This window comes from Kitasatospora sp. NPDC048194 (assembly GCF_043202455.1).
GTDB lineage: Bacteria > Actinomycetota > Actinomycetes > Streptomycetales > Streptomycetaceae > Kitasatospora.
Genome location: NZ_JBIDAK010000007.1, coordinates 99349 through 123395, shown reverse-complemented (window position 1 = coordinate 123395; position 24047 = coordinate 99349). Strand labels below are relative to the sequence as shown.

Sequence of the window (24047 nt, the reverse complement as noted above, 5' to 3'; positions counted from 1 at the left end):
CGGCTGCCCCGCTTCGGCGGGGGAGCCGGCCTCCGTCGTCGGCGCGGGCGCCGGTCGGCGCTCCGGGCCGACGGGGCTCAGGCCCGGTGCGCTCGTGCTCAGGCCCGGTGGGGGCGGAGGGCGGCGCGCAGGCGGGGATCGACGAGGGCGGCGGGGCCGTTCATGGCGACGGCGGTGAGGAGTTCGCGCTCCTCGTCGTCGGCGAGCCCGCGCTGGCGGGTCGGGCGGACCTCGCGCAGGACCTCCTGACCGACCGGGGAGGCCCACCGGGTGTACGGGTAGACGTCGACCCGGGCCATCAGCAGGGTGCCCGCGGTGAGGACCAGGGGCAGGGAGAACCAGGCCAGCGGGGCGACGGTGTCACCGCCGGTGAAGCCGCTGAGGGAGAGCGCGGCGGCGAGCAGGACCAGGGTCAGCAGCAGGGCGTGCCGCACCTGGCGGACCACCACCACGGTGTTGCGCTGCACCAGGGCCGGGGTGGCCAGACCGGCCACCGACAGCCGGGCGCCGATCTCCAGCACGGTGGGGTGCTCGGCCATCGCCCGGCGCAGCTCGTCCGTGCGGCACTGGCCGTCGGGGCCGACGGTGGAGACGACCGCGCGCTCCAGGCGGCTGCGGCCCTTGGGGTCGACCACCGTGGTCCAGCCGGTGTGGGCGAGGTGCAGCCGGCCCCGGCCGGCCATCAGGACGAGCGCCAGCTCCACCACCCGGTCCGGGCCACCGGCCAGGTAGGCGGTCTCGTACAAGCCGATGCCGACGGCCTCCGGTGGCCGCAGCCGCTCCTGATCCGTCAGGGCGTCGGCGGTGGCGGTCATCCGCACCAGCCGGAGGCAGGACACCACCGCCGCGACGCAGGCCGGGATCAGGAACAGCAACCACATGGGCTTGTTCTATGCCGGGGCCGACGGCCCGGGGAACGGCTTCCCGGCGCGCGATACCGAACTGTGACGTCAGGAGCCGCCGCCGCAGCCGGACCCGCAACCGGAGGACGAGCCGCAGCTGGACCCGCAACTGGAGGAGGAGCCGCAGCTGCTGGAGTGCGAGGAGCCGCACGAGGAGTGGTGCGAGGAGCCGCACGAGGAGTGGTGGGACGAGCCGCACGAGGAGTGGTGGGACGGCTGGTGCGAGGAGCCGGTGTCGGGGGAGCCGCACCAGGTGGCGGAGCCGCCGCAGGAGGACGTGCCCGTCGAAGCGGAGACCGCCGAGGACGAGGAGGAGGAGGACGAGGAGGACGAGGAGGAGAAGAGGGAGAACGACGAGGCCTGGTGGATCGCCTCCTCCTCGGCCGCCGCGGCCAGTACCGCGGCCTCCAGCGCCTGGTTGCCCAGCCCGGCCGCGGCCAGCCCGCCGAGGGCGACCGCCCCGAGCACCGTCGCACCCGTCAGCTTCGACGACACGCCGGACTTGGGCGTCCACGGGCTGCCCTGCATCAAGGACAGCTGTCGCAGCCCGGCGGGCGTGATCCGGCTCTTGGGCGTGGTGGTGACGGCCAGCGCCAGGAGACCGGCGAACACCAGGAGGATCGGGAAGAAGAGGTTGGGGTGGTCGGAGCCGGCGCTGCCGTTGTCCAGCACGAGGTTGCGGTGGTCGGAGGCGGCGCCGCCGTTGTCCAGCAGCAGGGAGACCGGGACGGCGACCGCGGTGAGGAACACCGCCAGCCAGAGCAGCTGACGGGCCTTGCGGGCGTGCTCCAGCCGCTCCGGACGGCGCAGCAGACCGCGGTCGGCGAGCCGGTCGCCGATCTCCTGGACGGCGGGCGAGCGCTTCACCAGTCGGCGCAGCGGGGCGAGTTCCCGGCTGCCGGTCGGACCGACGGCGTCGTGGATCGCCTGGTCCACGGCGTCGTACGGCTTGGCGCCGGTGAGGGTGACCAGGCCGGAGCGGCTGATCACGGCCTGCTCGCCGAGATGCATCCGGACCATCGCGGTGTCGAAGACCCGGCCCGGCCCACCGGCCAGGAACGCGGCGTCCAGCAGCGGCAGTCCGCGGCCGGGGAGGCCCTGCGGGTACGGGACGTGGCCGACCCGCTGCCGGGTCCGGACGGCGTGGAGAACGGCGGCGGCCAGCAGGCCGGCCGGGATGAGGAAGTAGCTGTTGTGCCACATGGGCGGTTCCCCCGAGGTGACGTAAGGGTCAGCGTCCGCGCAGTGCCCGGCGCAGGCGGGTGAGCGGGCCGGTCGGCCGCTCGGGTGCCGGGTGGAGCCACTGCTCCAGGGCCCGGCGGCGGTCGGCGGCGAGCGGGGCGCCTCCGCCGTGCACCCACTCGGCGAAGGCCCGGGCGTCGGCGCGGTAGCCGCCGGTCTGCGGGTGGGTGCGGGCGTAGTCGAGGAAGAGCGGCCCGTACTGCGCCCCGAGCAGGCGGGGCAGGTCGGGGGCGACCTTCGCGGTGGTGTCGCGCCGTTTGGCGGCGAGGCCGGTGGACTGGGCGCGGACCTGGTCCGGGTCGAAGCCGGGCGGGACGGGCCCGCCGGCCACCAGGGCGGCCAGGAGCTCCTCCTGCCGCCGGGCGAGGCTCTCCCGGGCGGCGGACACGGCTTCCAGGTCGTTCATCGCGGGGTGCTCCCCTCCAGCACCCGGCGGATGGCGTCCAGTTCACCGGCCAGCTCGGTGGGCGGCGGGAAGGCGGCGTCCCGTTCGAGCAGGACGCCGGGCGGTGCGACCCGCGCGCAGAGTTCGGCCAGCACGTCCAGGACCGGTTCGGTGACGGGGTGGGCGTGGGTGTCGTGCCAGACGCCGTCGACCAGGGTGCCGCCCGCGACGTGCACGTAGGCGAGCGCCTCCAGCGGCAGGCGGTCGAGTTCGGCGGCCGGGTCGACGCCCAGGTTGACCCGGTTGGTGTGGAGGTTGGCGACGTCGATCAGGAGCCGGACACCGGTGCGTGCGACCAGCTCGGCGAGGAACTCGCCTTCGGTGAACTCGTCGTCGGGCCAGGAGAGCTGGGCGGCGATGTTCTCCAGGGCGAGCGGTACCGGCAGCTGGTCCTGGGCGATCCGGACGTTCTCGGCGATGACCCGCAGCGAGTCCCGGGTGCGGGGCACGGGCAGCAGGTGGCCGGCCTCCAGTCCGCCGGCGCGGACGAAGGCCAGGTGCTCGGTGACCAGCGGGGAGCCGAGCGCGAGCGCCGTCCCGGCGAGCCTGTCGAGCCGGGCCGGGTCGGGCAGCTCGGCGCCGCCCAGGCCGAGGCCGACTCCGTGCGGGACGACGGTGACGCCGCGCTCGCGCAGGACGGCGAGCGAGTCGGGCAGGTGGCCGGCGCAGAGGTTCTCGGCGACCACCTCCACCCAGTCCAGGCCGGGTTGGCGCTCGACCACGGTGTCGATCTCGGCGCGCCAGCCGAGGCCCACGCCGAGCCGGGTGGCGGCGGGAGCGGAGCCTGGGAGGTCCAGGGCAGGGGAAGTCATCGGGTTCGCCCCCTTCGGAGGGCTGGACGGGGAGGCCGTCGGGCGGTGCGGGCGTCGTCGCCAGGACCGCGCGGCCGTGCTGCTGAGGATGTCCCCGGGCGGGATGGCTGCCAAGCCTCAACCGGTCTTCTCAGAGCAATATTTGAGCTTGCCGTCCCGGTGCCCGGTGACGTGGGCCGCGCGCGGCTCGCGCCCCTTTGCGGTCGGTGTGCCCGGGCCGCTGCCACGCGCCGGAAATTCCGCGGCGGCGGCCGACCGCCGCGGATAGCGTGCGGACCCATGACTTCCGATGAACTGACGGTACGGGGCTTCCGGCCCGAGGACGCCGAGGCGGTGGCCGCCGCCCACCGGGCCGGGCGCGAGCACCTGGTGATGAGCGCCGAGGCCCTGGTGTGGCTGAACGACCGACCGAGCCCGGACGGGCACTTCCGCACCTTCGTCGCCGAAACGGACGGCCGGGTGGTCGGCGCGGTCCGCTGCGGGGTGGTGAACGGGACGACGGTCACGGGCGTCGGCCGTGCCAACGGCAGCGTGCTGCCGGAGTTCCGGCGGCGCGGCGCGGCCACCGCGCTGCTCGCCGCGGCCGAACGGCACCTGGCCCGGCACGGGGTGACGGAGCTGCACACGTGGCTGGACGACGTGCCCGGCTCGCTCGCCTTCGCCGCCGCGCGGGGCTACGAGCTCGGGCGCGCGGCACAGTTCGGCGGGAGGGACCTGACGCTGCCACTGCCGCCGGCGCCGCTCCTCCCGGCCGGTGTGGAGCTGCGCCCGGCCGTCGAGTGGGCCGACGATCCGCGCCCGCTGTTCCTGGTCGAGGCGGACGCCATCCGGGACGAGCCGGGCGAGGTGCCGATGGACTCCCTGGAGTACGAGGAGTGGCTGAGGGGCGACTGGGCCCGGCCGGACCTGGACCTCGGGCTGACCGTCGTCGCCGTGGTGGACGGCGAACCGGCGGCGTTCACCATGGCGCAGACCGACGGGGACCGCTACTGGTCCGCTTTCACCGCCTGCCGCCGGCAGTTCCGCGGCCGGGGCCTGGCCGGGCTGGCCAAGCTGGAGTCCCTGCGGCGCGCGGCCGCGGCGGGCTACCGGCACGCGTACACGAGCAACGACACGACCAACGCGCCGATGCTGGCGATCAACGACCGGCTGGGCTACCGCCGCTGCGCCGGGGAACGCAAGGGGATCAAGCGCCTGGAGTGACGCTGGGTGCAAATATCCTGACGCTCCGCAGTGTCGGGAGGGGTATTTTCGGCCACGGGCGGGGACTTAACCAGAGCGCACAGTTCGTGGTCGAGCCTTCCCGGGGGGCGATATGGAGATCCTGCTCCAGGTACTGATCGCATCCGTTCCGGCGGTGATCGGATTCCTCGCGGCCCGGTTCCTCGCCCGGACCAGACTCTTCCTGCGCTACGGCTTCCTGCGGGTGCTGCTGGCGCCATACAACAGGGTGCAGATCATCACGCCGAGCCTGGAGGTGGCGGAGTTCGCGTTCACCGCGGACGGCTGCCAGTTGACCAGCCGCGGGCCGAAGAACGTGCTCTTCATGCCGATGGCCGAGGCCAGGGCGATAGCGGAACTCACCGACCTGCTGCGGAAGGTCAACCGGAAGGCGACCATCGAGCTGGTGGTGGCGGGCGCGCAGGACCCGCGGATGCCGACCTTCTCGATCGGCGGCCCGAGCGTCAACCCGTACTCGGCGGGCGTGCTGAACGCCGTGTTCCCGGACTTCGCCGTCGAGTACCCGGACGAGGCGCGGGCCCGCTGGGGCGGGATGACCTTCGAGGCGCTGTACAACCCGGCCGGGGAGTTGATCCGCGACCACGGCTTCATCTTCGTCACCCGGACGCCCCGGCACGCGCCGTGCATCGTGCTGTGCGGGGTGTTCGCCTTCGGCTCGGCGATGGCCGTGGAGGCGCTCACCGCGGCGAGCCGCAACTCGCCGCTGGCGGCACTGTTCCGCTCGGGGGAGAAAGGATTCGTCGCGGTGGAGGGCCGGGTGATCGGACTGGACACCGTGGACGTCACCGTCGAGGTCTGCCGAATCCTGCCGGCGCCGCGGACCGACGTCCCGCCCGGCTTCCGGGGCGAGGTGTCCACGCCCCATCCCGAGCTCTGAGACGGCCGGCCGCGACCGGTCGGCACGAAACCGGACAGCCCGGGAGGGAGTGGACGCGAAGTCCGGCCGTTCGTGCAGGTTCCGCCCCACTCCTGACGCAACGTGGGCATAATCGCGCGCATGACGATCAACCGTGCGAACGTGAGCGCGATTGCCGAGGACCTGTACGTGTGGCTCCCCCCGAGGCGGGGCTGGGGCCTGGCCAACTGCGGCCTGCTGGCCTCCGACACCACCGCGCTCTGGATCGACACCCCGTACGACCCCTCGCTGGCCGGGGAGTTCCTCGCCGCGAGCCGGCGCCTGCTGCCGCCCGGGGTGGAGATCGACCGGGTCGTCGTCACCCACGCCAACGGCGACCACCTGTGGGGCGCCGGGGTGCTCCCCGACGCCGAGGTGATAGCCACCCGCGAGGCACTGGACCACATCCACTGGGAGCCCTCCCCGCAGCAGCAGCACGCGCTGATCGCCAACAGCGACCCGGACTCCCCGCTCGGCGGCTACCTGCGGGAGCACTTCGGCGGCTTCGACTGGTCCGAGACCGAAGCCGTCCACCCGGACACCGTCTTCACCGGCGAACTGGAACTCAAGGTCGGCCGCTACCCCGTGCAGATCACCAGCCTGCCCGCCGCCCACACCGGCGGCGACCTGCTGGTCCACCTCCCGCACCAGCGCACGGTGTTCACCGGGGACGTGATCTTCTCCTCCACCCCCGAGCAGCCCGGCGACCACCCCTCGCACTGGGCCGGCCCGCTGGCGAACGTCATCGGCGCCTGCGAGCAGGCCCTCGCCACCGGGGCCGAGATCTTCGTCCCCGGCCACGGCCCGGTGCTCGACCGCGACGGCGTCCGGCAGCACATCGGTTACCTCGACTACGTCCGCGAGCGCGCCCACGCCCTGCACGGCGCCGGGATACCCGCACTGGACGCCGCCCGCCGGGTGATCGCCGAACAGCGCCACCCCGAACTCGGCCTGCCGGAACGGCTGGTGCTCACCGTCGCCGCCGAGTACCGGCACCTGGACGGCTCCGCCAAGCCCGGCATCCTGGAGTCGATGGGCCAGGTCGCCCTGGTCGCCCGGGAACTGGCCGAGGAGACCGCCCGCATCCCGCAGCCGCGCACCGGCGCGAACTGACCCTGCGGCCGGTCACCGGCCGCGACCGACCCCGCGGCCGTGCACCGGCCGGAAGCCGACCCCGCGGCCGTGCACGGCCGAATGCCGATCGTGCGGCCGTCACCGGCTGCAACCGACCCGACGGCCGTGCTCCGGTCGGCCCGACCCCGCGGCCGTGCACGGCCGGAACCGACCCCGTCCCAGGCACGAGCCGGCAAGGACACCCGAGGACTCCGATGCAGATCGCGCTGATCGTCCTGGCGCTGGTCGCCGCCGCGGCCACGGTCGTGCTCGCCCGCGGCCGGGCCCGGGCCACCGCCCGGGCCGCCGCCGCCGAGACCGCCCGAGACCACGGCGAACAACGCGCCCGGGCGGCCGAGGCCCGGCTCGCCCGCGCCGAACAGGAGTTGCGCGAGGCCCGGGAAGCGGCCCGGCGCGCCGCCGAGGAAGCCCGGCAAGCCACGGAGGAGGTCCGGCGCGCCGAGGAACGCCACCGGGCGGCGGAGGAACGCCACCGCGCCGCCGAACAGCGGGCCCGGGAGGCCGGGGAGGCCGCCCGGGAGGCCGACCGGCGGGGCGACGCCGCCACCACCCGGGCCGAGGAGGCCGAACGCCGGCTCGTCGCGGCCGAGCAGCACGCCGCCGCGCTGCTCGCCGAGATCGGCCACCTCGCCCAGGAGCGGATCGCCGCCACGGCCGTACGGCTGACCCACGCCAACGCCCCGCTGGTCGGCCCGCTCGCCCCGGAGGCCGTCGGAACCGAGGCCGTCCGGGCGCTGCAGTCCGTCCTGGACGCCACCACCGCCGCCCTCGCCGACGAACGCGAACGCGTGGACGCCGCCGCCCGGGCCGCCATGCGCGGTGCCACCTCCCGGATCCAGACCCTGCTGTACCAGATCCAGAGCCTGGTCCAGCAGCTCCAGCACGACAACGACGACCCCCGGCTGCTGGAGGTCGACTTCCGCAACGAGGTCGCGCTGCGCCGGATCCAGACCGTCGCCGTGCTCTGCGAGGCCTGGCCGGGCCTGGCCCGCACCGACTCCCCGCTCACCGAGGTGGTGGTCGGGGCGCTCTCCCGGGTGCCCGGCTACGCCCGGATCAAGGTCGCCAACCACCTGCGGGAGCAGCGGCTCGCCGTGGTCGCCCGGGCCGCCGAGCCGATCGCCGTCGCGATCGCCGAACTCCTCGCCAACGCCACCTCCTACTCCCACCCGGAGACGGAGGTCCCGGTCACCGTCCAGCAGGGCGGCCGGGGCGCGCTGGTGATCATCGACGACAGCGGCATCGGCATGGACGAGGACCAGCTGCGGCGGGGCCGCCGACTGCTGGCCGGGCCTCCGGACGTTCTGCTCACCGAGCTGGGCAACCCGCCCAAGACCGGTTTCGCGGTCGTCGGCAAACTGGCCCGGCAGTACGGCTTCACCTGCCACATCGAGCCCTCGCCCTACGGCGGCATGCGGACGATCCTGCGGATCCCGGCCGCCCTGGTGACGGTCGTGGACGACGAGCAGCCGCTGTCGGTGCTCACCCCGCTGCCGCTGCGGGCCGGCGCAGCTCCGAGTCAGAGCCCTGTTCCGAGCTCCGGCCCCAGCCCGAGCTCCGGCCCCAGCCCGAGCCCGACTCCGGTACCGCCGCCAGGCGGCCGCGGTGCCGCCGGCCGGATGCCGCCCCCGCCCTTCGTGGTCCAGGCCGTGCCGCCGATGCGGGACGCCGACGAGCAGGACGGGCCGGTGCTCGCGGACCGCCACCACCAGCCCGGCCCGTTCCCGGCGCCGGCCGTCCAGGTGCTGCCGGCCCCCGCTGCCGACCCGGCCGCTCCCGACCAGGCTGCTTCCGACCCGGCTCCGGCAGCCGCTTCCCCGGCAGCCGCCGCTCCGGCCGCCGCCCAGCCGGACGACGGCAGCGGCCTGCCCACCCGGCGCCGCCGCCGTCCGCTCGCGCCCGAAGTCCCCGGCAGCGCCCCGGCCGTCCAACCGGACGCCCCCGGTGACGGACCGGACCACCGCACCCCCGAGCGGGCCGCCGCCCACTGGCAGGCGCTGCAGCGGGGCACCGACTCCGGCCGGGCCGCCGTGGCACGGGCCGCCCGCGACAGCGCCACGGCGGACGCACCCGGCCGTACCGACGACCGCACCACCGGCCGCACCGACGACGGCGCCGACGGCCGCGCCGACGACCGTATCGATGGCCGCACCGACGACCGCACCACCGGCCCGACCCCGGAAGGAGCCGAGCAGTGAGCAGCTCGCCCAGCCCGACCGCCCCCGACGAGATCTCCTGGGTGCTGAACCCGCTGCTGGAGCTGCCGGGGGTGCTGCACGCGGTCGTCGCCACCGGGGACGGACTCGTCGAGGCGGCCTCCGACGGCCTCGGCCGGGCCTCCGCCGAGCGGGTCGCCGCGATGACCGCCACCGTGCACGCCGCCGCCCGGGCGTTCACCGCGGCCTTCACCGACGCCGAGCGGCCGCGACTGGCCCAGACCGTAGTGGAGTCCGACCTCGGCTACGCCGTCGTCGTCCCGGCCGGGGAGAACACCTCGCTCGCCGTGTTCACCACCCCGGACGCCCAACTCGGCAACGTGGCCTACCAGATGCAGCTGCAGGTCGCGGCCCTGAGTCGAGCGCTCGCCAGCCCCTCCCGGCGGCAGGACCCCGCCGCGGGCGCATGACCGAGCCGATCGCGCTCGTCGGCCGGGCGGGCGCATGAGTGCCGCCGCCCCCCGTCGGCGGATGGTGCCCGCCTACCTGGCCACCGGCGGCCGCAGCCGCCCGGGCAGCGAGGGGTTCGAGCGGCTGACCGTGCTGTTCGCCGACCGCTCCGACCGCGCCGAGCCGCCGACCGGGCTCGAACCCGAACACCGCCGGCTCTGGGACCTGCTGCGCCCCGGGGCGCTGACCGTGGTGGAGGCCGCCGCGCACCTGCGCCTGCCGGTCAGTGCCACCGTCTTCCTCGCGGCCGATCTGGTCGAGGCGGGCTGCCTGCACGCCCGCGCGCCGATCCCGCGAGCCCAGCAGACCGACCGCTCCATCGTCGAGAGGCTCCTCGTTGGACTCCGTGCGCTCCGGTGACCGGACCGGCTCCCCCGAGGGGCGGCCGAACCGGGTCGGCTACCTGCCCGACCGGGACCAGACACTGATGAAACTGGTGGTGGCCGGCCCGTTCGGGGTCGGCAAGACCACCCTGATCCGCACCCTCTCCGAGATCGCCACCCTGCACACCGAGGAGGCGATGACGGAGACCGGACGGCCGGTGGACCACCTGGCCGGCCTGCCCGAGAAGGCCACCACGACCGTGGCGGTGGACTTCGGCCGGCTCACCCTGCCCGGCAACGTCGTGCTCTACATGTTCGGCACTCCCGGCCAGCGCCGCTTCTTCCCGCTCTGGCAGGACATCGCGCGCGGCGCGCTGGGCGCCCTGGTGCTCGCCGACACCCGCAGGCTGGCCGATTCCTTCGAGATCATGGACATGGTGGAGGAGCAGGGCCTGCCGTACGCCGTGGCGGTCAACTGCTTCCCGGAGTCCCCGGACCACCCGGTCGAGGTGCTGCGCACCCACCTGGACCTGCACGCCGCCACGCCGCTGCTGCTCTGCGACGCCCGCGAGCGCGGGAGCAGCCTCGACGCGCTGATCGCCCTGGCCGAGCACGTCCTCGACACCCTGCCTGCCGCCACGCCGGCGCCCGCCGCCGCTCCCGCCCCCGCCGCCGCCACTCCCGCCCCCGCCGCCGCCCAGGAGGCCCCGTGACCGTCGAGACCCGCCCGACCCCGATCTACGGCCCGGTCTTCGCGGCCGACCCGCAGCTGGTGTACGAGCGGCTGCGCGGCCACGGCGCCGTCGCCCCGGTGGAGATCGCGCCCGGGGTGGAGGCGCTGCTGGTCACCGACTACCAGGGCGCACTGGACCTGCTGCGCGACACCGACACCTTCTCCAAGGACTCCCGCGCCTGGCAGCGGACCGTCCCGCCGGACTCGCCGCTGCTGCCGGTGCTCGGCTACCGCCCCACCGCCCTCTTCAGCGACGGCGAGACCCACGCCCGCTACCGGGCGGTGATCACCGACGCCCTCGCCCTGTTCGAGCCGCACCGGCTCCAGCGGCAGGTCGCGGAGGCGGCCCACCGGCTGATCGACCGGTTCGCGGCGGTCGGCCGGGCCGATCTGATCGCCGAGTACGCCCGCCAGCTGCCCGCCTTCGTGCTGACCACCTGGTTCGGCGTGCCCGAGGAGCAGCACGCCCGGGTGGTCGCCGCGATCACCGGGCTGATCGAGTCCACCGAGCGGGCCGGCGCGGCCTACGGCGACCTCGTCGAGGTGGTCACCGCGATGGTCGCGGAGCGCCGCGAGCGCCCCCGGCACGACCTCGCCTCCTGGTTCACCACCCACCCGGTCGGGCTGGACGACGACGAGGTGATCCGCCAGATCACCCTGACCATGATCGCGGGACACGAGCCGACCACCAACCTGATCGGCAACGCCCTGCTGCGCCTGCTCACCGACGCCCGCTACGCCGGTTCGCTGTTCGGCGGCGCGATGACCGCCCACCAGGCGATCGACGAGGTGCTCTGGCGGGAGCCGCCGATGGCCAACCTCTCCGCCCACTACCCGCGCTACGACATCGTCTTCCACGGCCGGGAGATCAGGGCCGGCTCGCTGGTGCTGGTCTCGTACGCGGCCGCCAACTCCCAGGCGGCGCCGCCCGTCGACGACGCCGAACTGCGCAGCGGCGAGAGCGCCCATCTGGCCTGGGCGGCCGGCCCGCACGCCTGCCCGGCCCGGGACCCGGCCCTGCTGATCGCGATCACCGCGATCGAGCAGCTGGGCAGCCGGCTCAGCGACCTCGAACTGGCCACCGCGGCCGAGGACCTGCTCTGGCGCCCGGGTCCGTTCCACCGGGCCCTGGTGCACCTGCCGGTCCGCTTCGCCCCGCTGGCCGGGTAGCCCGGCACATCGGAACGCCTGGCCGACCGGACAGCCCGGCACATCGGGAGTCCTGGTCGGCCGGACAGCCGGACGGTCCGCACCGGCCAGGCGTCCCGGCGCCCCGGCGGCCGGACAGCGCGAAGGCCCGGACGGTCACCGCCCGGGCCCTCCACCGGCCGCGCTGCTCGGCGCCGCCCGGCGCTACTCCGCCGGCTTGAGCGTCAGCGAGACGCTGTTGATGCAGTACCGCTGGTCGGTCGGGGTGCCGTAGCCCTCGCCCTCGAAGACGTGCCCCAGGTGCCCGCCGCAGCGGGCGCAGCGCACCTCGACCCGGCGCATGCCGAGCGAGTTGTCCTCGATGTACTCGACCCGGTCCCCGGCCAGCGGCGCGTAGTACGAGGGCCAGCCGCAGTGGCTGTCGAACTTGGTCTCGGAGCTGAACAGCTCGGCCCCGCAGGCCCGGCAGCTGTAGACGCCGACCGTCTTGGTGTCGGTGTACTCGCCGGTGAACGGGCGCTCGGTGCCGGCCTCGCGGAGCACGTGGTACTCCTCGGGGCTGAGCTGGGCGCGCCACTCGGCCTCGGTCTTCTGGATCTCGTAGCTCATCACGACTCCCGCTCGGCTCGGATCAGACGTTGGAGGCAACGTTCGCGAGGTGCTCGAGAATTTCGGGCCCCAGGTTGGTGACGTCGCCCGCGCCCATGGTGAGCAGCAGGTCCCCCGGGCGGGCCAGGCCGGCCAGCAGGGCGGGGGCGGCGGCGAAGTCGTGCTCGGCGGTGACGTCGGCACCGGCCCGGCGGGCGGCGTCGATGATCAGCTCGCTGGTGACGCCCGGGATCGGGTCCTCGCGGGCGGGGTAGATGTCCAGCACCACCGAGGCGTCGGCGAGCGCCAGGGCCCGGCCCATCTCCTCGGCGAGCTGCTGGGTCCGGCTGAACAGGTGCGGCTGGAACACCACCAGGACGCGGCCCGCGCCGTCCAGGCCCTCGCGGATCGCCTCCAGGTCGGCGGTCATCTCGGTCGGGTGGTGGGCGTAGGAGTCGATCACCTGCACGCCGGCCGCCTCGCCCTTGAGCTGCAGCCGGCGGCGCACGCCGGTGTAGGCGCCGATCGCCTTGGCCAGGTCGGCGGCGGGCACGCCCAGCGCGACGCCGGCGGCCAGCGCGGCGACCGCGTTGTGGGCGTAGTGCCGGCCGGGGACGGACACGGTGAAGGTCAGCTCGGCGCCGTCCAGCAGGACGGTGACCTCGCTGGTCATGCCGCGGGCGACCACGGACAGGACGCGCAGGTCGGCGTCCTCGGCCGAGCCGACGGTCACCACGGTGAGCCCCTCGCGCCCGGCCACCCGGGAGGTCAGCTCGCGGGCGCCGTCGTGGTCCGCCGAGACCACCAGGGTGCCGCCGGGGGTGATCCGGTCGACGAAGGCCTCGAAGGACTCGTAGATCTCCTCGATCGAGGCGTAGTTGGCGTGGTGGTCCAGCTCCACGTTGAGCACGATCGCCACCTCGGGCGCGTACTTGTGGAAGCTGCGGTCGCTCTCGTCGGCCTCGGCGACGAAGATCTCGCCCGTGCCGTGGTGGGCGTTGGAGCCGGGCGCGTCGAGGTCGCCGCCGATCGCGTAGGACGGGTCCAGGCCCAGCTCGCCGAGGGCCACGGCGAGCATGCTGGTGGTGGTGGTCTTCCCGTGGGCGCCGGCGACCGCCAGCGCGCGGCGGCCGCCCATCAGCGCGGCCAGCGCGTCGGAGCGGTGCACCACCGGGATGCCGCGCTCGCGGGCGGCGGCCAGCTCCGGGTTGTCGGCGCGGATGGCGCTCGAGACGACCACGCTGCTGGTGCCGTCCGGCACGTGCTCGGCGGCGTGGCCGATGTGCACCGTCGCGCCGAGGGCGCGCAGCGCGAGGACGGTCTCGGACTCCTTGGAGTCGCTGCCGGAGACGCTGGCGCCGCGCACTGCGAGGATCTTCGCCAGGCCGGACATCCCGGCGCCGCCGATGCCGATGAAGTGCGGGGCGTGCAGGTCGTGCGCGGCGTCGTTCAAGGCGTGGCTCCGTACGGGCGATGGGGCCCCTCGCGCCCGGCGGCGGGCGGGGAGGGGAGGGCGGGCAGGTGGATCACGGCGCTGTGCGGGAACGTGCGAATCGTCCCCGCGGGCGGGACCGCAAGGACGATTCTGCACCACGGGCGCCGCGGCTAGGAGTCGCTGGCGAACAGCCTCAGCACCGGGACCCCCACCTTGTGCCGGGCCTGGGAGGCCCAGTCGCGGTGGAAGAACTCCTCCACGAAGTGCGGTGAGGTGAGCACCACCACCTCGTCCGCCCGGTGTTCCTCGACCACTGCGCGCAGCCGCTCCAGCGGCTTGTCCGCGACCAGTTCGCCGACCGCCTCGGCCCCGGCCCGGCGCAGGTGGCGCAGGCTGTGTTCGAGCGATTCGCCGGCCACGGTCGGGGCGCTCTCGGACTCGTCGTGCTCGCGCACCACCTTGTCGAGGTGGCCGAGGGCGACGTCGTCCAGCGCCCGCAGCAGTTCGTCCTGCTTGCCGCGCGGCTGCATCAGGACGACGAAGGACACCTTCTCGTCGCCGTGGAGCGTGGTGACGAGCTCCACGTCCGCGTCCGAGAGAGCCTTTTCGATCATCAGTACCGTCTTGAACACGTGAGTCCCTTCCAGTGGCCGGCCCCCGGGCCCCGGCATCGCATAACGGGATCACGATCGGGGGGTCACGGGGTCGTCCGAGCCCAGGTGACGCAGGTAGCGGGTGAAGAGGAATCCTTTCTGCTCGATCAATGAGACCAGCCGCATCCGTTGCACGTCCGGCATTTCCGCATCGCGGAGGATGCGCGGCGCGTCGCCCCCCGTGAGCAGCGGGGCGAGCGACAGGCACAGCTCGTCCACCACGTCCGCCGCCGCCAGCTGCCCCAGCAGGCGCGGCCCGCCCTCGGTCAGCAACCGCGTCCAGCCCCGCTGCGCCAGGGCGGCCACGGCCGCCCGCATGTCCACCGAACGCCGCCCGGCCACCACCAGGTCGGCCACCTCGGCGACCTCCCGGCGGCGCTCCGGCGCGGCGTCCTCGACGGTGATCACCACCGTGGGGACCAGCGGCTCCGTGAACAGCGGCGCGCCCAGGTCGAAGTCCAGCGAGCGGCTCACGATGGCGATCGCCGGGGCCGGTGCCTGCCCCGCCGCCGCCCGCGCCGCCGCGAACTCCTTGCGGGCCCTGGCCGGCCGGTAGCCCTCCACGCGGACCGTCTCGGCGCCCACCAGCACCACGTCCGCCAGGGCGCGCAGCACCCCGAAGATGCGCTTGTCGGCGTCGCCGGACAGGCCCTCGGACTGGCCGTCGAGCCTCGCCGCGCCGTCCAGTCCGGCCACCATGTTGGCGCGCAGCCACGGGCGCCCCCGGTTCACCTGGTCGGGGTACGCGTACACGGCGGCGAGCGATTCCAGTGCGGCCGGGTCGGCGACCGGCTCGTCCAGAGGGCTGATCAACTGTTGCATGTCCTCAGTGTTCCACCGGGGCCGTCCGGAGGCGGTGCGAAGGGCGCGGAGGCGAGGCGTACCCTCTACTGATGTGCCCGCAGCCTCCCGCCCCGCCACCGCGACCGAGTCCATAGCCGCCGCGAGCCCCGCCGGCGACCCGATCGCGCTCACCGAACGCCGCCCCGTCGTGCCCGCGGAGCGGCTGGTCGCCGAGATGGTCCCGCCGCCCCGGTTCGCCGACGTGAGCTTCGGCACCTACCTCCCGGACCCGACCCAGCCCAGCCAGTACGAGGCCGTCCAGGTCCTGGAGCAGTTCGCCGGCACCCTCGCGGGAGGAAACGGTTCCGCGCCCAAGCGCAGCTGGTTCCGCCGCTCCGCCCCCGCGCCCACCGGCCCCGCCGGGGTCTACCTCGACGGCGGCTACGGCGTCGGCAAGACCCACCTGCTCGCCTCGCTCTGGCACGCCGCCCCCGGGCCCAAGGCCTTCGGCACCTTCGTCGAGCTGACCAACCTGGTCGGCGCGCTCGGCTTCCAGCAGGCCGTCCAGACCCTCTCCGGGCACAAGCTGCTCTGCATCGACGAGTTCGAGCTGGACGACCCGGGCGACACCGTGCTGGTCTCCACCCTGCTCGGCCGCCTCGTCGACAACGGCGTCAAGCTGTGCGCCACCTCGAACACCCTGCCGGAGAAGCTCGGCGAGGGCCGCTTCGCCGCCGCCGACTTCCTGCGCGAGATCCAGGGCCTGTCCGCGCACTTCCGCCCGATGCGGATCGACGGCCAGGACTACCGCCACCGCGGCCTGCCGGACGCCCCGCCGCCGTACCCCGACGAGACCGTCGAGGCCGTCGCCGCCCGCACCCCCGGCGCCTCGCTGGACGACTTCGACGCCCTGCTGGCCCACCTCTCCGCCGTCCACCCCAGCCGCTACGGCGCGCTGCTGGACGACGTCACCGCCGTCTGCCTGCGCGGCGTGCGCCAGGTCGACGACCAGTCCACCGCGCTGCGCCTGGTCGTCCTGGCCGACCGGATGTACGACCGCGAGCTGCCCATCACCGCCTCCGGCCTGCCCTTCGACCAGGTCTTCCCCGAGGACATGCTGCGCGGCGGCTACCGCAAGAAGTACCTGCGCGCCATCTCCCGCCTGGTCGCGCTGGCCCGGGACAGCGCGAAGTAGGCGCCGCTTGTCAGTGGTGGGTCGTACGGTGGATGCGTGCGTCCCATCACGAGTATTGAGCGGTCCGTGGCGCCCTTCGAGGTCGTCAGCCCCTTCCAGCCGAACGGTGACCAGCCGGCGGCGATCGCCGAGCTGGAGCGGCGCATCAAGGGAGGGGAGAAGGACGTCGTGCTGCTCGGTGCCACCGGCACCGGCAAGTCGGCCACCACGGCCTGGATGATCGAGAGGCTGCAGCGCCCCACCCTGGTGATGGCGCCGAACAAGACGCTGGCCGCCCAGCTGGCGAACGAGTTCCGCGAGCTGCTGCCCAACAACGCGGTCGAGTACTTCGTCTCGTACTACGACTACTACCAGCCCGAGGCGTACGTCCCGCAGACGGACACCTACATCGAGAAGGACTCCTCGATCAACGAGGAGGTCGAGCGGCTGCGGCACTCGGCGACCAACTCGCTGCTCACCCGCCGCGACGTCGTCGTGGTCGCCTCCGTCTCGTGCATCTACGGCCTCGGCACGCCGCAGGAGTACGTGGACCGGATGGTCCCGCTCAAGGTCGGCCAGGAGATCGACCGCGACGTGCTGCTGCGCCGCTTCGTGGACATCCAGTACGCCCGCAACGACCTGGCCTTCACCCGGGGCACCTTCCGGGTCCGCGGCGACACCATCGAGATCTTCCCGGTCTACGAGGAGCTGGCCGTCCGGATCGAGATGTTCGGCGACGAGATCGAGGCGCTCTACACCCTGCACCCGCTCACCGGCGAGATCATCAGCCAGGACGAGCAGATCTACGTCTTCCCCGCCTCGCACTACGTGGCCGGCCCCGAGCGCATGGAACGGGCGATCACCGGCATCGAGCAGGAGCTGGAGCAGACGCTCGCCAAGCTGGAGAAGCAGGGCAAGCTGCTGGAGGCCCAGCGGCTGCGGATGCGGACCACGTACGACATCGAGATGCTCCGCCAGATCGGCACCTGCTCCGGCGTCGAGAACTACTCGATGCACTTCGACGGCCGCGCGCCCGGCTCCCCGCCGAACACCCTGCTGGACTACTTCCCGGAGGACTTCCTCCTGGTCATCGACGAGTCGCACGTCACCGTCCCGCAGATCGGCGCGATGTACGAGGGCGACGCCTCGCGCAAGCGCACCCTCGTCGAGCACGGGTTCCGGCTGCCGTCCGCGATGGACAACCGCCCGCTGAAGTGGGAGGAGTTCCTGGAGCGGATCGGGCAGACGGTCTACCTGTCGGCGACGCCGGGCCCGTACGAGCTGTCCCGCGGGGACGGCCAGGTCGAGCAGATCATCCGTCCGACCGGTCTGATCGACCCCGAGGTGATCGTCAAGCCGACCGAGGGCCAGATCGACGACCTGGTGCACGAGGTCCGCAAGCGGGTCGAGCGGGACGAGCGCGTCCTGGTCACGACGCTGACCAAGAAGATGGCCGAGGACCTCACCGACTACATGCTCGGCCTGGACATCCGGGTCCGGTACCTGCACAGCGACGTGGACACCCTGCGCCGCGTCGAGCTGCTGCGCGAGCTGCGCGCCGGCCGGTTCGACGTGCTGGTCGGCATCAACCTGCTGCGCGAGGGCCTGGACCTGCCCGAGGTGTCGCTGGTGGCGATCCTGGACGCCGACAAGGAGGGCTTCCTGCGCTCCGGCACGTCGCTCATCCAGACGATCGGCCGCGCCGCGCGCAACGTCTCCGGCCAGGTGCACATGTACGCGGACCGGATCACCCCCTCGATGGAGAAGGCGATCGAGGAGACCAACCGCCGCCGGGCCGTGCAGCAGGCCTACAACAAGGAGCACGGGATCGACCCGCAGCCGCTGCGGAAGAAGATCGGCGACATCCTGGACACCCTCGCCCGCGAGGACGTGGACACCGACGAGCTGCTCTCCACCGGCTACCGCGGCGCCGGCCAGAAGGCCGGCAAGGCTCCGGTGCCGATGCTCGGCTCGGAGCGCAAGCCCGCCAAGTCGCTGCCGGCCGCCGAGCTCGCGGACCTCATCCAGGAGATGACGGACCGGATGCACACGGCCGCCGCCGACCTCCAGTTCGAGGTCGCGGCGCGGCTGCGCGACGAGGTCAAGGAGTTGAAGAAGGAACTGCGGCAGATGCGCGAGGCCGGCGTGGCGTGACCGCGCCCCGGCGGGGGCCGAGGCTGTTGCCCCCCGGTGGCCGGGGGAGCCTCGGAGGAGTCGGGGCGCCGCAGGGCCTGGGCTGGCCTGCGGCGCCCCGACTCCGGTGTCGCCGCGCTGGTCGGTCACACCGTCCCGGAGCAGTGGGGATCCACCTCGCCGAGTGCGCATCCCACCGACCGCGGATGCGGGAGGAGAGCGCATGCCGAGTGGAGTCCGGTGCGTGCACCCGGGTGAGGCTCAGTTCCCTGCGGCGCTTTCCGTCACGGCCTTCCGCACCCGCTCTGGTCGCCAGCGGCCTGGGTGCCGGCCGAGGCCGGGGCGGTGGGCGAACCGGGCGCGAGACCGGTGGTCTCAGTGAAATCGTGGAAGCGGTGAGGATGGGAAAGCCGGACCCGGACTGGGCGAAGGAAGCCCGGGCACTCGAGGAGGCCGCTGAGCGGACCAGCGGCGAGGACCGCCTCGCGTTCCAGGCACAGGCAGCCGATCACTGGTCGGAGGCAGGGGAGTACGACCGGGCGATCGACCTCCTGACCCGGGTCGCCGCGGAGAGCGGGGATCCGTCCGACGCGGGCTCACCGGTCCTCGCCTGCTCGCTCTTCCTGGTGGGGCGGGAGGAGGAGGCCTGGGAGGTGGTCGGGAAGGCCGAACGCCTGGCCGCCTCGCGGCGGGACTGGCGCGACTACGACGAACTGGCCGACTACCTGGCCAGGGCCGGTCGGCCCGAGCAGGCGCTGGAGTACTACGACGAGGCGCTGCGCATCGTCCTGACGCTGGAGCAGCCCGGCGCGCCGGACCCCGATCACCCGGCGCTGCGCCCGCTCTCGTCCGTGCGCAGAAGCCGGCTGCTCGTGCGCGAGCAGCTGGGCCTTCCGGCGGACGAGCACGACCGCGCCTCGGTGCGGAACCTCCCCCTCATCGAGCGCTGGCGCCGTCGGCGCCGCTGACCGGTATCGGCATCATCGTTCGACGCCCAGCGGACGGTCGTGGCGGCGAAGTCTCATCTGCCTTGCTCAGGCCGCATGTCCGTAGCGTGGTGAGCGGGTGCCGGGCCGGGGCGGCCGGGCTTGCGACCCGGACCGACAGCCGCCGCCTTTCCCCGCGCCAGTGGGGGGGCAACCGCCCGGCGGTGTCTCATCCTTGCCACAAATCGGGTAACTCGGAGGAGTCGGGGGTGCCGCAGGGCCTAGGCTGGCCTGCGGCATCGCGCCTCCGGGACGGGGTGGCGGGCCGGTCTTGCAGAGGGGGCCTCAGCCGGGGGACGGCGACGGGGTGTTCCACCGGGGAGCCGCGCGGGTACGACCGCGCGGTCGGCAGAGAGGACAACGTCGTGTCGGTGAATCTTGCCAAGGGGCAGCGGGTCAGCCTCCAGAAGGGCGCGGGCGGCAGCCTGACCGTGGTCCGGATGGGGCTCGGCTGGCAGGCCGCTCCGAAGCGGGGTCTGTTCGGCAGCCGGACGAGGAAGATCGACCTGGACGCGTCGGCACTGCTGTACGCCGAGCGGACCCCGTCCGACGTGGTGTTCTTCCAGCACCTGGAGTCCACCGACGGCTCGGTGCGGCACACCGGGGACAACCTGGAGGGCGGCTCCGGCGCCGAGGACGACGAGGCGATCCTGGTCGACCTGATGCACGTGCCGGCGCACATCACCCAGGTGGTGTTCACGGTCAGCTCGTACACCGGGCAGACCTTCGCCGAGGTGAGCCGGGCGCACTGCCGGCTGCTGGACGAGACCACCGGGGTGGAGCTGGCCCGGTACGAGCTGGCGGGCGGCGGGCCGCACACCGGGCAGATCATGGCGAAGGTGGTCCGGGACGGCAACGGGGGCTGGGAGATGCAGGCGATCGGCGCCCCGGCCAAGGGGCGGACCTTCCAGGACCTGCTGCCGGCGATCGAGCCGTTCCTGTAGGGCGGCGCCCCCTGGGCGCTCCCTCGGGGTGGCTTCCATCGGGGCGGCTTTTTACCTTCTTTACCTTCCTTTGCCTTCCCTGTTACTCTCGATGGCAGCGGAGGGGAGTATTCCTCGACAGCCGACCCCGTCATCACGGGTGCCCGTCGTGGCGCCCCGGGGCGCTGGCCCGAAGGGCGGAAGAGACCTCCGGCAGTGACGATGACCGTCTCGCCTAGCTGCCGGAGGAGCAGTCATGGACGTTTCCGTAACCATGTGGGTCACCACGATCGGTGTGCTGATCGCACTGATCGTGGCCGACTTCTTCATCGGAGGCCGCAAGCCGCACGAGGTCTCGGTCAAGGAGGCCGGGATCTGGACGGCCGTCTGGGTCGTGCTGGCGGTGCTCTTCGGCGGGTTCCTCTGGTGGCACTCCGGCGGACGGCCGGCGGGCGAGTTCTTCGCCGGCTACATCACCGAGAAGTCGCTCAGCGTCGACAACCTCTTCGTGTTCATCCTGATCATGGGCAAGTTCGCGGTGCCCAGGGCCTACCAGCAGCGCGTGCTGATGTTCGGCGTGATCATCGCGCTGGTGCTCCGGGCGGTGTTCATCGCGGGCGGCGCGGCGCTGGTGGCCCAGTTCTCCTGGGTGTTCTTCATCTTCGGCGCGTTCCTGATCTGGACGGCCTGGAAGCTGATCAAGGAGGCCCGGGCCGAGGAGGAGGACGAGGAGTTCGAGGAGAACCGACTGCTGAAGTCGATCACCCGGCGCTTCCCGTCGACCGACACCTACCGCGGCACCAAGCTGTTCGTCCGGGAGCACGGCCGCCGGCTGATCACCCCGATGCTGATCGTCATGCTGGCGATCGGTACGACGGACGTCCTGTTCGCCCTGGACTCGATCCCGGCCATCTTCGGCCTCACCCAGGACCCGTACATCGTGTTCACCGCCAACGCCTTCGCCCTGATGGGCCTGCGCCAGCTGTACTTCCTGATCGGCGGCCTGCTGAAGAAGCTGGTCCACCTGAGCTACGGCCTCTCGGTGATCCTCGGGTTCATCGGCGTCAAGCTGGTCCTGCACGCCGCGCACGAGGCGGGCGCGACCTGGGCCCCGGAGATCGGCATCCCGTTCTCGCTCGGCTTCATCGTCCTGGTGCTGGCCGTCACCACCTTCACCAGCCTGCGCGCCTCCAAGAAGGCCGCCCAGGCCGCCCAGGCCGCCCGGCCCGAGCCCGAGAAGCTCGACGCCTGACCGGACCCGGGCAGGTCGACACCCCGCCGCCGGACGCGCCGTCCGGCGGCGCGGTGCGAATTCGCCGCCGCTGCTACCACGCCGGAGGGCGTGTGCCGCACCCACGGGAGGCTCGGCGCCCCACGGGCCGGGGCAGGGGATAATCGCCGCATGAGCGGTGCCGCGGTGGACAGCAGGTACGAACAGCTCGCCGAACGCCTCCCCCCGCGTCCTTAGACGCGCTGGCCGGACCGGTGAGCGGCACGGTGGAGCTACCGCTGCACCTCGCGTGGTCGGGACTGCGAGCCTTCGACCTCGACCGACCTCGGCTGCGGATGGGTCTGTACCGGATCGTCCTCACCGAAGGCATGCGCGAGGACCTCATCCGCTACCTGGACCCGGGTTTGCTGGTGGAGCAGTGGCCGGTCCTGCGGACGCTGGTCGGTCCGGCGGTCCGCAGCGTCTGGGAGTCGGCCTTCGGCGAGCTTGCAACTGCAGCTCAAGCCTGAACGAGTTTGGAGCGCCGCCGCCGGATCGCGATCCGGCGGCGGCGCTCAGTTCTGTGGGCGTCGGCCGTACTCGGCGACCCAGCGCGAGCCGAGCAGCACGATGTCGGCAGTCTCGACCGGGCGGCCGGTGGCCTGGTCGTAGTAGGTGCGCTCGATCGCCATCACGGGCACGGCGGGTGCGACGCCGAGCGCCTGGGCCTCGGAACGGCTGGCCTGACGCGCCGAGACCCGTTCGACCGGCACGCCGACCTCGATCCCGATGAGGGCCATGCGGTCGGCGACGCCGATGCCGGCATGCGGACCGGCCTCGGGCAGGACGATCAGACTTCCACCGGTGATCGCCATGGGCTCCCAACTATCGGCGAGTTGAGCCGGATCGCCGTCAGCCAGGTAGACGTAGCTGGTGTGCATGACCGGGTCGCCGGGCTGGATCTCCAGCCGGGCTGCGATCCGGGCGTCGGCGGCGCGAGGCTGCGACTCGTGCCGCCAGGTGCCGACCACGCCCTGCCGGGCGAGGGTGGCCTCGGTAGGGGAGCCGTCGCCGGGCGCCACGCGCTGGCGCCGCACCAGAAACGCTGGTGACTCCTGGGACTTGACGTAGTAACCAGCGCCCGGGCGGGCGAGCACGAGCCCTTCCTCGATCAGCACGGCGTAGGCCCGCTGGACCACGCCGGTCGAGACGTTGTGCTCGCGCTGAAGCGCACTGATGGACGGCAGTCGATCGCCTGGCTGAAGCCGCCGGGAGCCGATGTGGCGGCGCAGGGCGTCCGCGACGTGCAGGTAAGAGGGTGTGTCGCTCACGCCTCGGCCTCCTCGCTCCGAATGGTGCGTTGTGGCAGACACCGTAACGCTCGTGGAGCTACTCTATCGATACGGTTTCACCATGCCGATAAGGGGAACGTCGGTGCAGATCAGCATGCGCACGAGCCTGTTCAAGGCGTCTCTCTGTCAGGCGGCCGGGGCTCCCGTGCGAATCGCCAAAGGGAAAGCGGGCCGCGTCCGGCTGTCGACGACCGCGCCGGCCGACACGTCGTCCACGCAGTGGACCGAGGTGCTCGACATCCTCCGGTCGGGCTGCGAGTGGGGCTCGACCGATGCCACGGGCGAGGTCATCGTCTGGGTGGAGCTGGAGGACTTCCACATGATCGACCTGGGGGCCTGGTCGTGACTGCCGCCGCTCGCCGGTCGGACTCGCTCGCCGGCATCGTGATCCGCTTCGACGTTGGCAAAGGCGGGCGCTACATCAGCGCCGAATGTCAGCTGGACGCGCACTGGGCCTGCCCTGGCGGGGTCCGCGAGGTGTCCGGGGCCGTCGCTTTGGTGTGCCTGTGCATGGTGGCGGGTTGTGCCTGTGCCTGCCATCTTTCGGGAGGCGAGCAGTGATCCGGGTCGGTCGGCTCCGGCTGGGGCCGACCGACCCGGACTTCCTCACCAGCCGCGCTCGCGCCACTCGTCCAGGTGGGGGCGTTCGGCGCCGAGGGTGGTGTCGTTGCCGTGGCCGGGGTAGACCCAGGCCTCGTCGGGGAGGGCGTCGAAGATCTTCTCCTTGACGTCCCGGAAGAGGGTCCTGAAGGCCTCCGGGTCGCCCCAGGTGTTGCCGACGCCGCCCGGGAAGAGGCAGTCGCCGGTGAAGACGTGGGGGTGGCCCTGGGGGTCGTCGTAGATGAGCACGATCGCGCCCGGGGTGTGGCCGACGAGGTGGCGGACGGTCAGCTCGACGTCGCCGACCCGCAGCTTGGCGCCGTCCGCGAGCAGCAGTTCGGTGGGGACGTCGATGCCCTCGGCGTCGTGCTCGCCGGCGGCGGTGCGGGCTCCGGTGGTGGCGACCACCTCGGCCAGTGCGCCCCAGTGGTCGTGGTGCCGGTGGGTGGTGACGACCGTCTCCAGGTCGTCGCCGACGGTCTCCAGCAGCACCGGGGCGTCGGCGGCCGCGTCGATCAGCAGCTGCTCGTCGGTGGCGCGGCAGCGCAGCAGGTACGCGTTGTTGTCGTACGGGCCGACGGCCACCTTGGTGATGATCAGATGGGCCAGTTCCCGCACGTCCGGCGGCCCGCCGACCGTGACCGCTCCGTGGTACGTCATCCGTCCG

General features: G+C 73.2%; 23 protein-coding genes and 1 pseudogene. 15 read left to right on the top strand and 9 right to left on the bottom strand.

Features of this window, described 5'->3' with window-relative positions; translation table 11 throughout:
• Positions 1-98 precede the first annotated feature (98 nt).
• From ACGF07_RS12015 to ACGF07_RS12005, 3 genes and pseudogenes are all read right to left on the bottom strand, one after another.
• On the bottom strand, positions 99-881 hold the full coding sequence (locus tag ACGF07_RS12015) for a TIGR04222 domain-containing membrane protein (protein ID WP_350743276.1): 783 nt from the start codon (positions 879-881) through the stop codon (positions 99-101).
• Positions 882-950: 69 nt separating this feature from the next.
• Entirely contained in the window at positions 951-2105 is a 1155-nt protein-coding gene (locus tag ACGF07_RS12010) for a TIGR04222 domain-containing membrane protein (protein ID WP_392897570.1), read from the bottom strand.
• 28 nt (positions 2106-2133) lie between these two features.
• Positions 2134-3401, bottom strand: a pseudogene (locus ACGF07_RS12005) (DUF692 family multinuclear iron-containing protein).
• A 279-nt stretch (positions 3402-3680) separates the two neighbouring features.
• Here ACGF07_RS12005 and ACGF07_RS12000 point away from each other — a divergent pair.
• The 8 genes from ACGF07_RS12000 (at position 3681) to ACGF07_RS11965 (ending at position 11564) form a co-directional block, all read left to right on the top strand.
• Positions 3681-4604 (top strand): GNAT family N-acetyltransferase, encoded by a 924-nt coding sequence (locus ACGF07_RS12000; RefSeq protein WP_392897568.1) that lies wholly within the window; start codon positions 3681-3683, stop codon positions 4602-4604.
• Positions 4605-4716: 112 nt separating this feature from the next.
• Positions 4717-5520, top strand: a complete 804-nt coding sequence (locus tag ACGF07_RS11995) for a hypothetical protein (RefSeq protein ID WP_392897566.1) — start codon at positions 4717-4719, stop codon at positions 5518-5520.
• Between the two features lie 120 nt (positions 5521-5640).
• Complete coding sequence (locus ACGF07_RS11990) at positions 5641-6651, top strand: MBL fold metallo-hydrolase (protein ID WP_392897564.1); 1011 nt, start codon at positions 5641-5643, stop codon at positions 6649-6651.
• Positions 6652-6866: 215 nt separating this feature from the next.
• Positions 6867-8870 (top strand): ATP-binding protein, encoded by a 2004-nt coding sequence (locus ACGF07_RS11985; RefSeq protein WP_392897563.1) that lies wholly within the window; start codon positions 6867-6869, stop codon positions 8868-8870.
• Positions 8867-9298 (top strand): roadblock/LC7 domain-containing protein, encoded by a 432-nt coding sequence (locus tag ACGF07_RS11980; RefSeq protein WP_392897561.1) that lies wholly within the window; start codon positions 8867-8869, stop codon positions 9296-9298. Before ACGF07_RS11985 ends, ACGF07_RS11980 begins: the two co-directional genes overlap by 4 nt.
• 34 nt (positions 9299-9332) lie before the next feature.
• On the top strand, positions 9333-9698 hold the full coding sequence (locus ACGF07_RS11975; protein ID WP_350743257.1) for a DUF742 domain-containing protein: 366 nt from the start codon (positions 9333-9335) through the stop codon (positions 9696-9698).
• A complete protein-coding gene (locus ACGF07_RS11970) occupies positions 9676-10374 on the top strand; it encodes an ATP/GTP-binding protein (RefSeq protein ID WP_392897559.1) in 699 nt (232 codons plus the stop codon). The genes ACGF07_RS11975 and ACGF07_RS11970 overlap by 23 nt, the downstream gene beginning before the upstream one ends.
• Positions 10371-11564 (top strand): cytochrome P450, encoded by a 1194-nt coding sequence (locus ACGF07_RS11965; RefSeq protein ID WP_392897557.1) that lies wholly within the window; start codon positions 10371-10373, stop codon positions 11562-11564. Before ACGF07_RS11970 ends, ACGF07_RS11965 begins: the two co-directional genes overlap by 4 nt.
• Positions 11565-11747: 183 nt before the next feature.
• Here the strand turns inward: ACGF07_RS11965 and msrB are convergent, their stop codons facing one another.
• The 4 genes from msrB to ACGF07_RS11945 form a co-directional block, all read right to left on the bottom strand.
• Complete coding sequence (gene msrB, locus ACGF07_RS11960) at positions 11748-12152, bottom strand: peptide-methionine (R)-S-oxide reductase MsrB (RefSeq protein ID WP_350743253.1); 405 nt, start codon at positions 12150-12152, stop codon at positions 11748-11750.
• A 22-nt stretch (positions 12153-12174) separates the two neighbouring features.
• Positions 12175-13563 carry a UDP-N-acetylmuramate--L-alanine ligase gene (gene murC / locus ACGF07_RS11955; RefSeq protein ID WP_392897769.1) on the bottom strand — a complete coding sequence of 463 codons (1389 nt, stop codon included), beginning with the start codon at positions 13561-13563 and terminating at the stop codon, positions 12175-12177.
• 173 nt (positions 13564-13736) lie between these two features.
• Positions 13737-14198, bottom strand: coding sequence for an indole-3-glycerol phosphate synthase (locus tag ACGF07_RS11950; protein WP_350743251.1), 462 nt, complete (start codon positions 14196-14198; stop codon positions 13737-13739).
• A gap of 51 nt (positions 14199-14249) precedes the next feature.
• A complete protein-coding gene (locus ACGF07_RS11945; RefSeq protein WP_350743249.1) occupies positions 14250-15041 on the bottom strand; it encodes a pyrimidine reductase family protein in 792 nt (263 codons plus the stop codon).
• Between the two features lie 112 nt (positions 15042-15153).
• Between ACGF07_RS11945 and zapE the strand changes: the two genes are divergently transcribed.
• The 6 genes from zapE (at position 15154) to ACGF07_RS11915 (ending at position 21958) form a co-directional block, all read left to right on the top strand.
• Positions 15154-16197, top strand: a complete 1044-nt coding sequence (gene zapE / locus ACGF07_RS11940; RefSeq protein WP_392897767.1) for a cell division protein ZapE — start codon at positions 15154-15156, stop codon at positions 16195-16197.
• Between the two features lie 36 nt (positions 16198-16233).
• Positions 16234-18330 (top strand): excinuclease ABC subunit UvrB, encoded by a 2097-nt coding sequence (gene uvrB / locus ACGF07_RS11935; protein ID WP_350743247.1) that lies wholly within the window; start codon positions 16234-16236, stop codon positions 18328-18330.
• Between the two features lie 380 nt (positions 18331-18710).
• Positions 18711-19277, top strand: coding sequence for a hypothetical protein (locus ACGF07_RS11930; RefSeq protein WP_392897554.1), 567 nt, complete (start codon positions 18711-18713; stop codon positions 19275-19277).
• 383 nt (positions 19278-19660) lie between these two features.
• Positions 19661-20239, top strand: a complete 579-nt coding sequence (locus tag ACGF07_RS11925) for a TerD family protein (protein WP_350743245.1) — start codon at positions 19661-19663, stop codon at positions 20237-20239.
• A gap of 235 nt (positions 20240-20474) precedes the next feature.
• Complete coding sequence (locus tag ACGF07_RS11920) at positions 20475-21470, top strand: TerC family protein (protein WP_392897552.1); 996 nt, start codon at positions 20475-20477, stop codon at positions 21468-21470.
• Positions 21471-21715: 245 nt separating this feature from the next.
• The gene (locus ACGF07_RS11915) at positions 21716-21958 is read left to right on the top strand and encodes a transcriptional regulator (protein WP_392897550.1); all 243 of its coding nucleotides are present in this window, start codon (positions 21716-21718) and stop codon (positions 21956-21958) included.
• Positions 21959-22003: 45 nt separating this feature from the next.
• Here the strand turns inward: ACGF07_RS11915 and ACGF07_RS11910 are convergent, their stop codons facing one another.
• Positions 22004-22759, bottom strand: a complete 756-nt coding sequence (locus ACGF07_RS11910) for a GntR family transcriptional regulator (protein WP_392897548.1) — start codon at positions 22757-22759, stop codon at positions 22004-22006.
• Positions 22760-22862: 103 nt separating this feature from the next.
• Here ACGF07_RS11910 and ACGF07_RS11905 point away from each other — a divergent pair, with 103 nt between their 5' ends.
• Complete coding sequence (locus tag ACGF07_RS11905) at positions 22863-23126, top strand: hypothetical protein (protein ID WP_392897546.1); 264 nt, start codon at positions 22863-22865, stop codon at positions 23124-23126.
• Between the two features lie 260 nt (positions 23127-23386).
• Here the strand turns inward: ACGF07_RS11905 and ACGF07_RS11900 are convergent, their stop codons facing one another.
• Entirely contained in the window at positions 23387-24040 is a 654-nt protein-coding gene (locus ACGF07_RS11900; protein WP_392897544.1) for an MBL fold metallo-hydrolase, read from the bottom strand.
• Positions 24041-24047: the final 7 nt, after the last annotated feature.

Excerpts from the sequence above, each read along its gene's own strand:
- ACGF07_RS12015 (WP_350743276.1), bottom strand. The coding sequence starts at position 881 with ATGTGGTTGCTGTTCCTGATCCCGGCCTGCGTCGCGGCGGTGGTGTCC.
- ACGF07_RS12010 (WP_392897570.1), bottom strand. The coding sequence starts at position 2,105 with ATGTGGCACAACAGCTACTTCCTCATCCCGGCCGGCCTGCTGGCCGCC.
- ACGF07_RS12000 (WP_392897568.1), top strand. The coding sequence starts at position 3,681 with ATGACTTCCGATGAACTGACGGTACGGGGCTTCCGGCCCGAGGACGCC.
- ACGF07_RS11995 (WP_392897566.1), top strand. The coding sequence starts at position 4,717 with ATGGAGATCCTGCTCCAGGTACTGATCGCATCCGTTCCGGCGGTGATC.
- ACGF07_RS11990 (WP_392897564.1), top strand. The coding sequence starts at position 5,641 with ATGACGATCAACCGTGCGAACGTGAGCGCGATTGCCGAGGACCTGTAC.
- ACGF07_RS11985 (WP_392897563.1), top strand. The coding sequence starts at position 6,867 with ATGCAGATCGCGCTGATCGTCCTGGCGCTGGTCGCCGCCGCGGCCACG.
- ACGF07_RS11975 (WP_350743257.1), top strand. The coding sequence starts at position 9,333 with ATGAGTGCCGCCGCCCCCCGTCGGCGGATGGTGCCCGCCTACCTGGCC.
- msrB (WP_350743253.1), bottom strand. The coding sequence starts at position 12,152 with ATGAGCTACGAGATCCAGAAGACCGAGGCCGAGTGGCGCGCCCAGCTC.
- ACGF07_RS11945 (WP_350743249.1), bottom strand. The coding sequence starts at position 15,041 with ATGCAACAGTTGATCAGCCCTCTGGACGAGCCGGTCGCCGACCCGGCC.
- ACGF07_RS11930 (WP_392897554.1), top strand. The coding sequence starts at position 18,711 with ATGGGAAAGCCGGACCCGGACTGGGCGAAGGAAGCCCGGGCACTCGAG.
- ACGF07_RS11920 (WP_392897552.1), top strand. The coding sequence starts at position 20,475 with ATGGACGTTTCCGTAACCATGTGGGTCACCACGATCGGTGTGCTGATC.
- ACGF07_RS11900 (WP_392897544.1), bottom strand. The coding sequence starts at position 24,040 with ATGACGTACCACGGAGCGGTCACGGTCGGCGGGCCGCCGGACGTGCGG.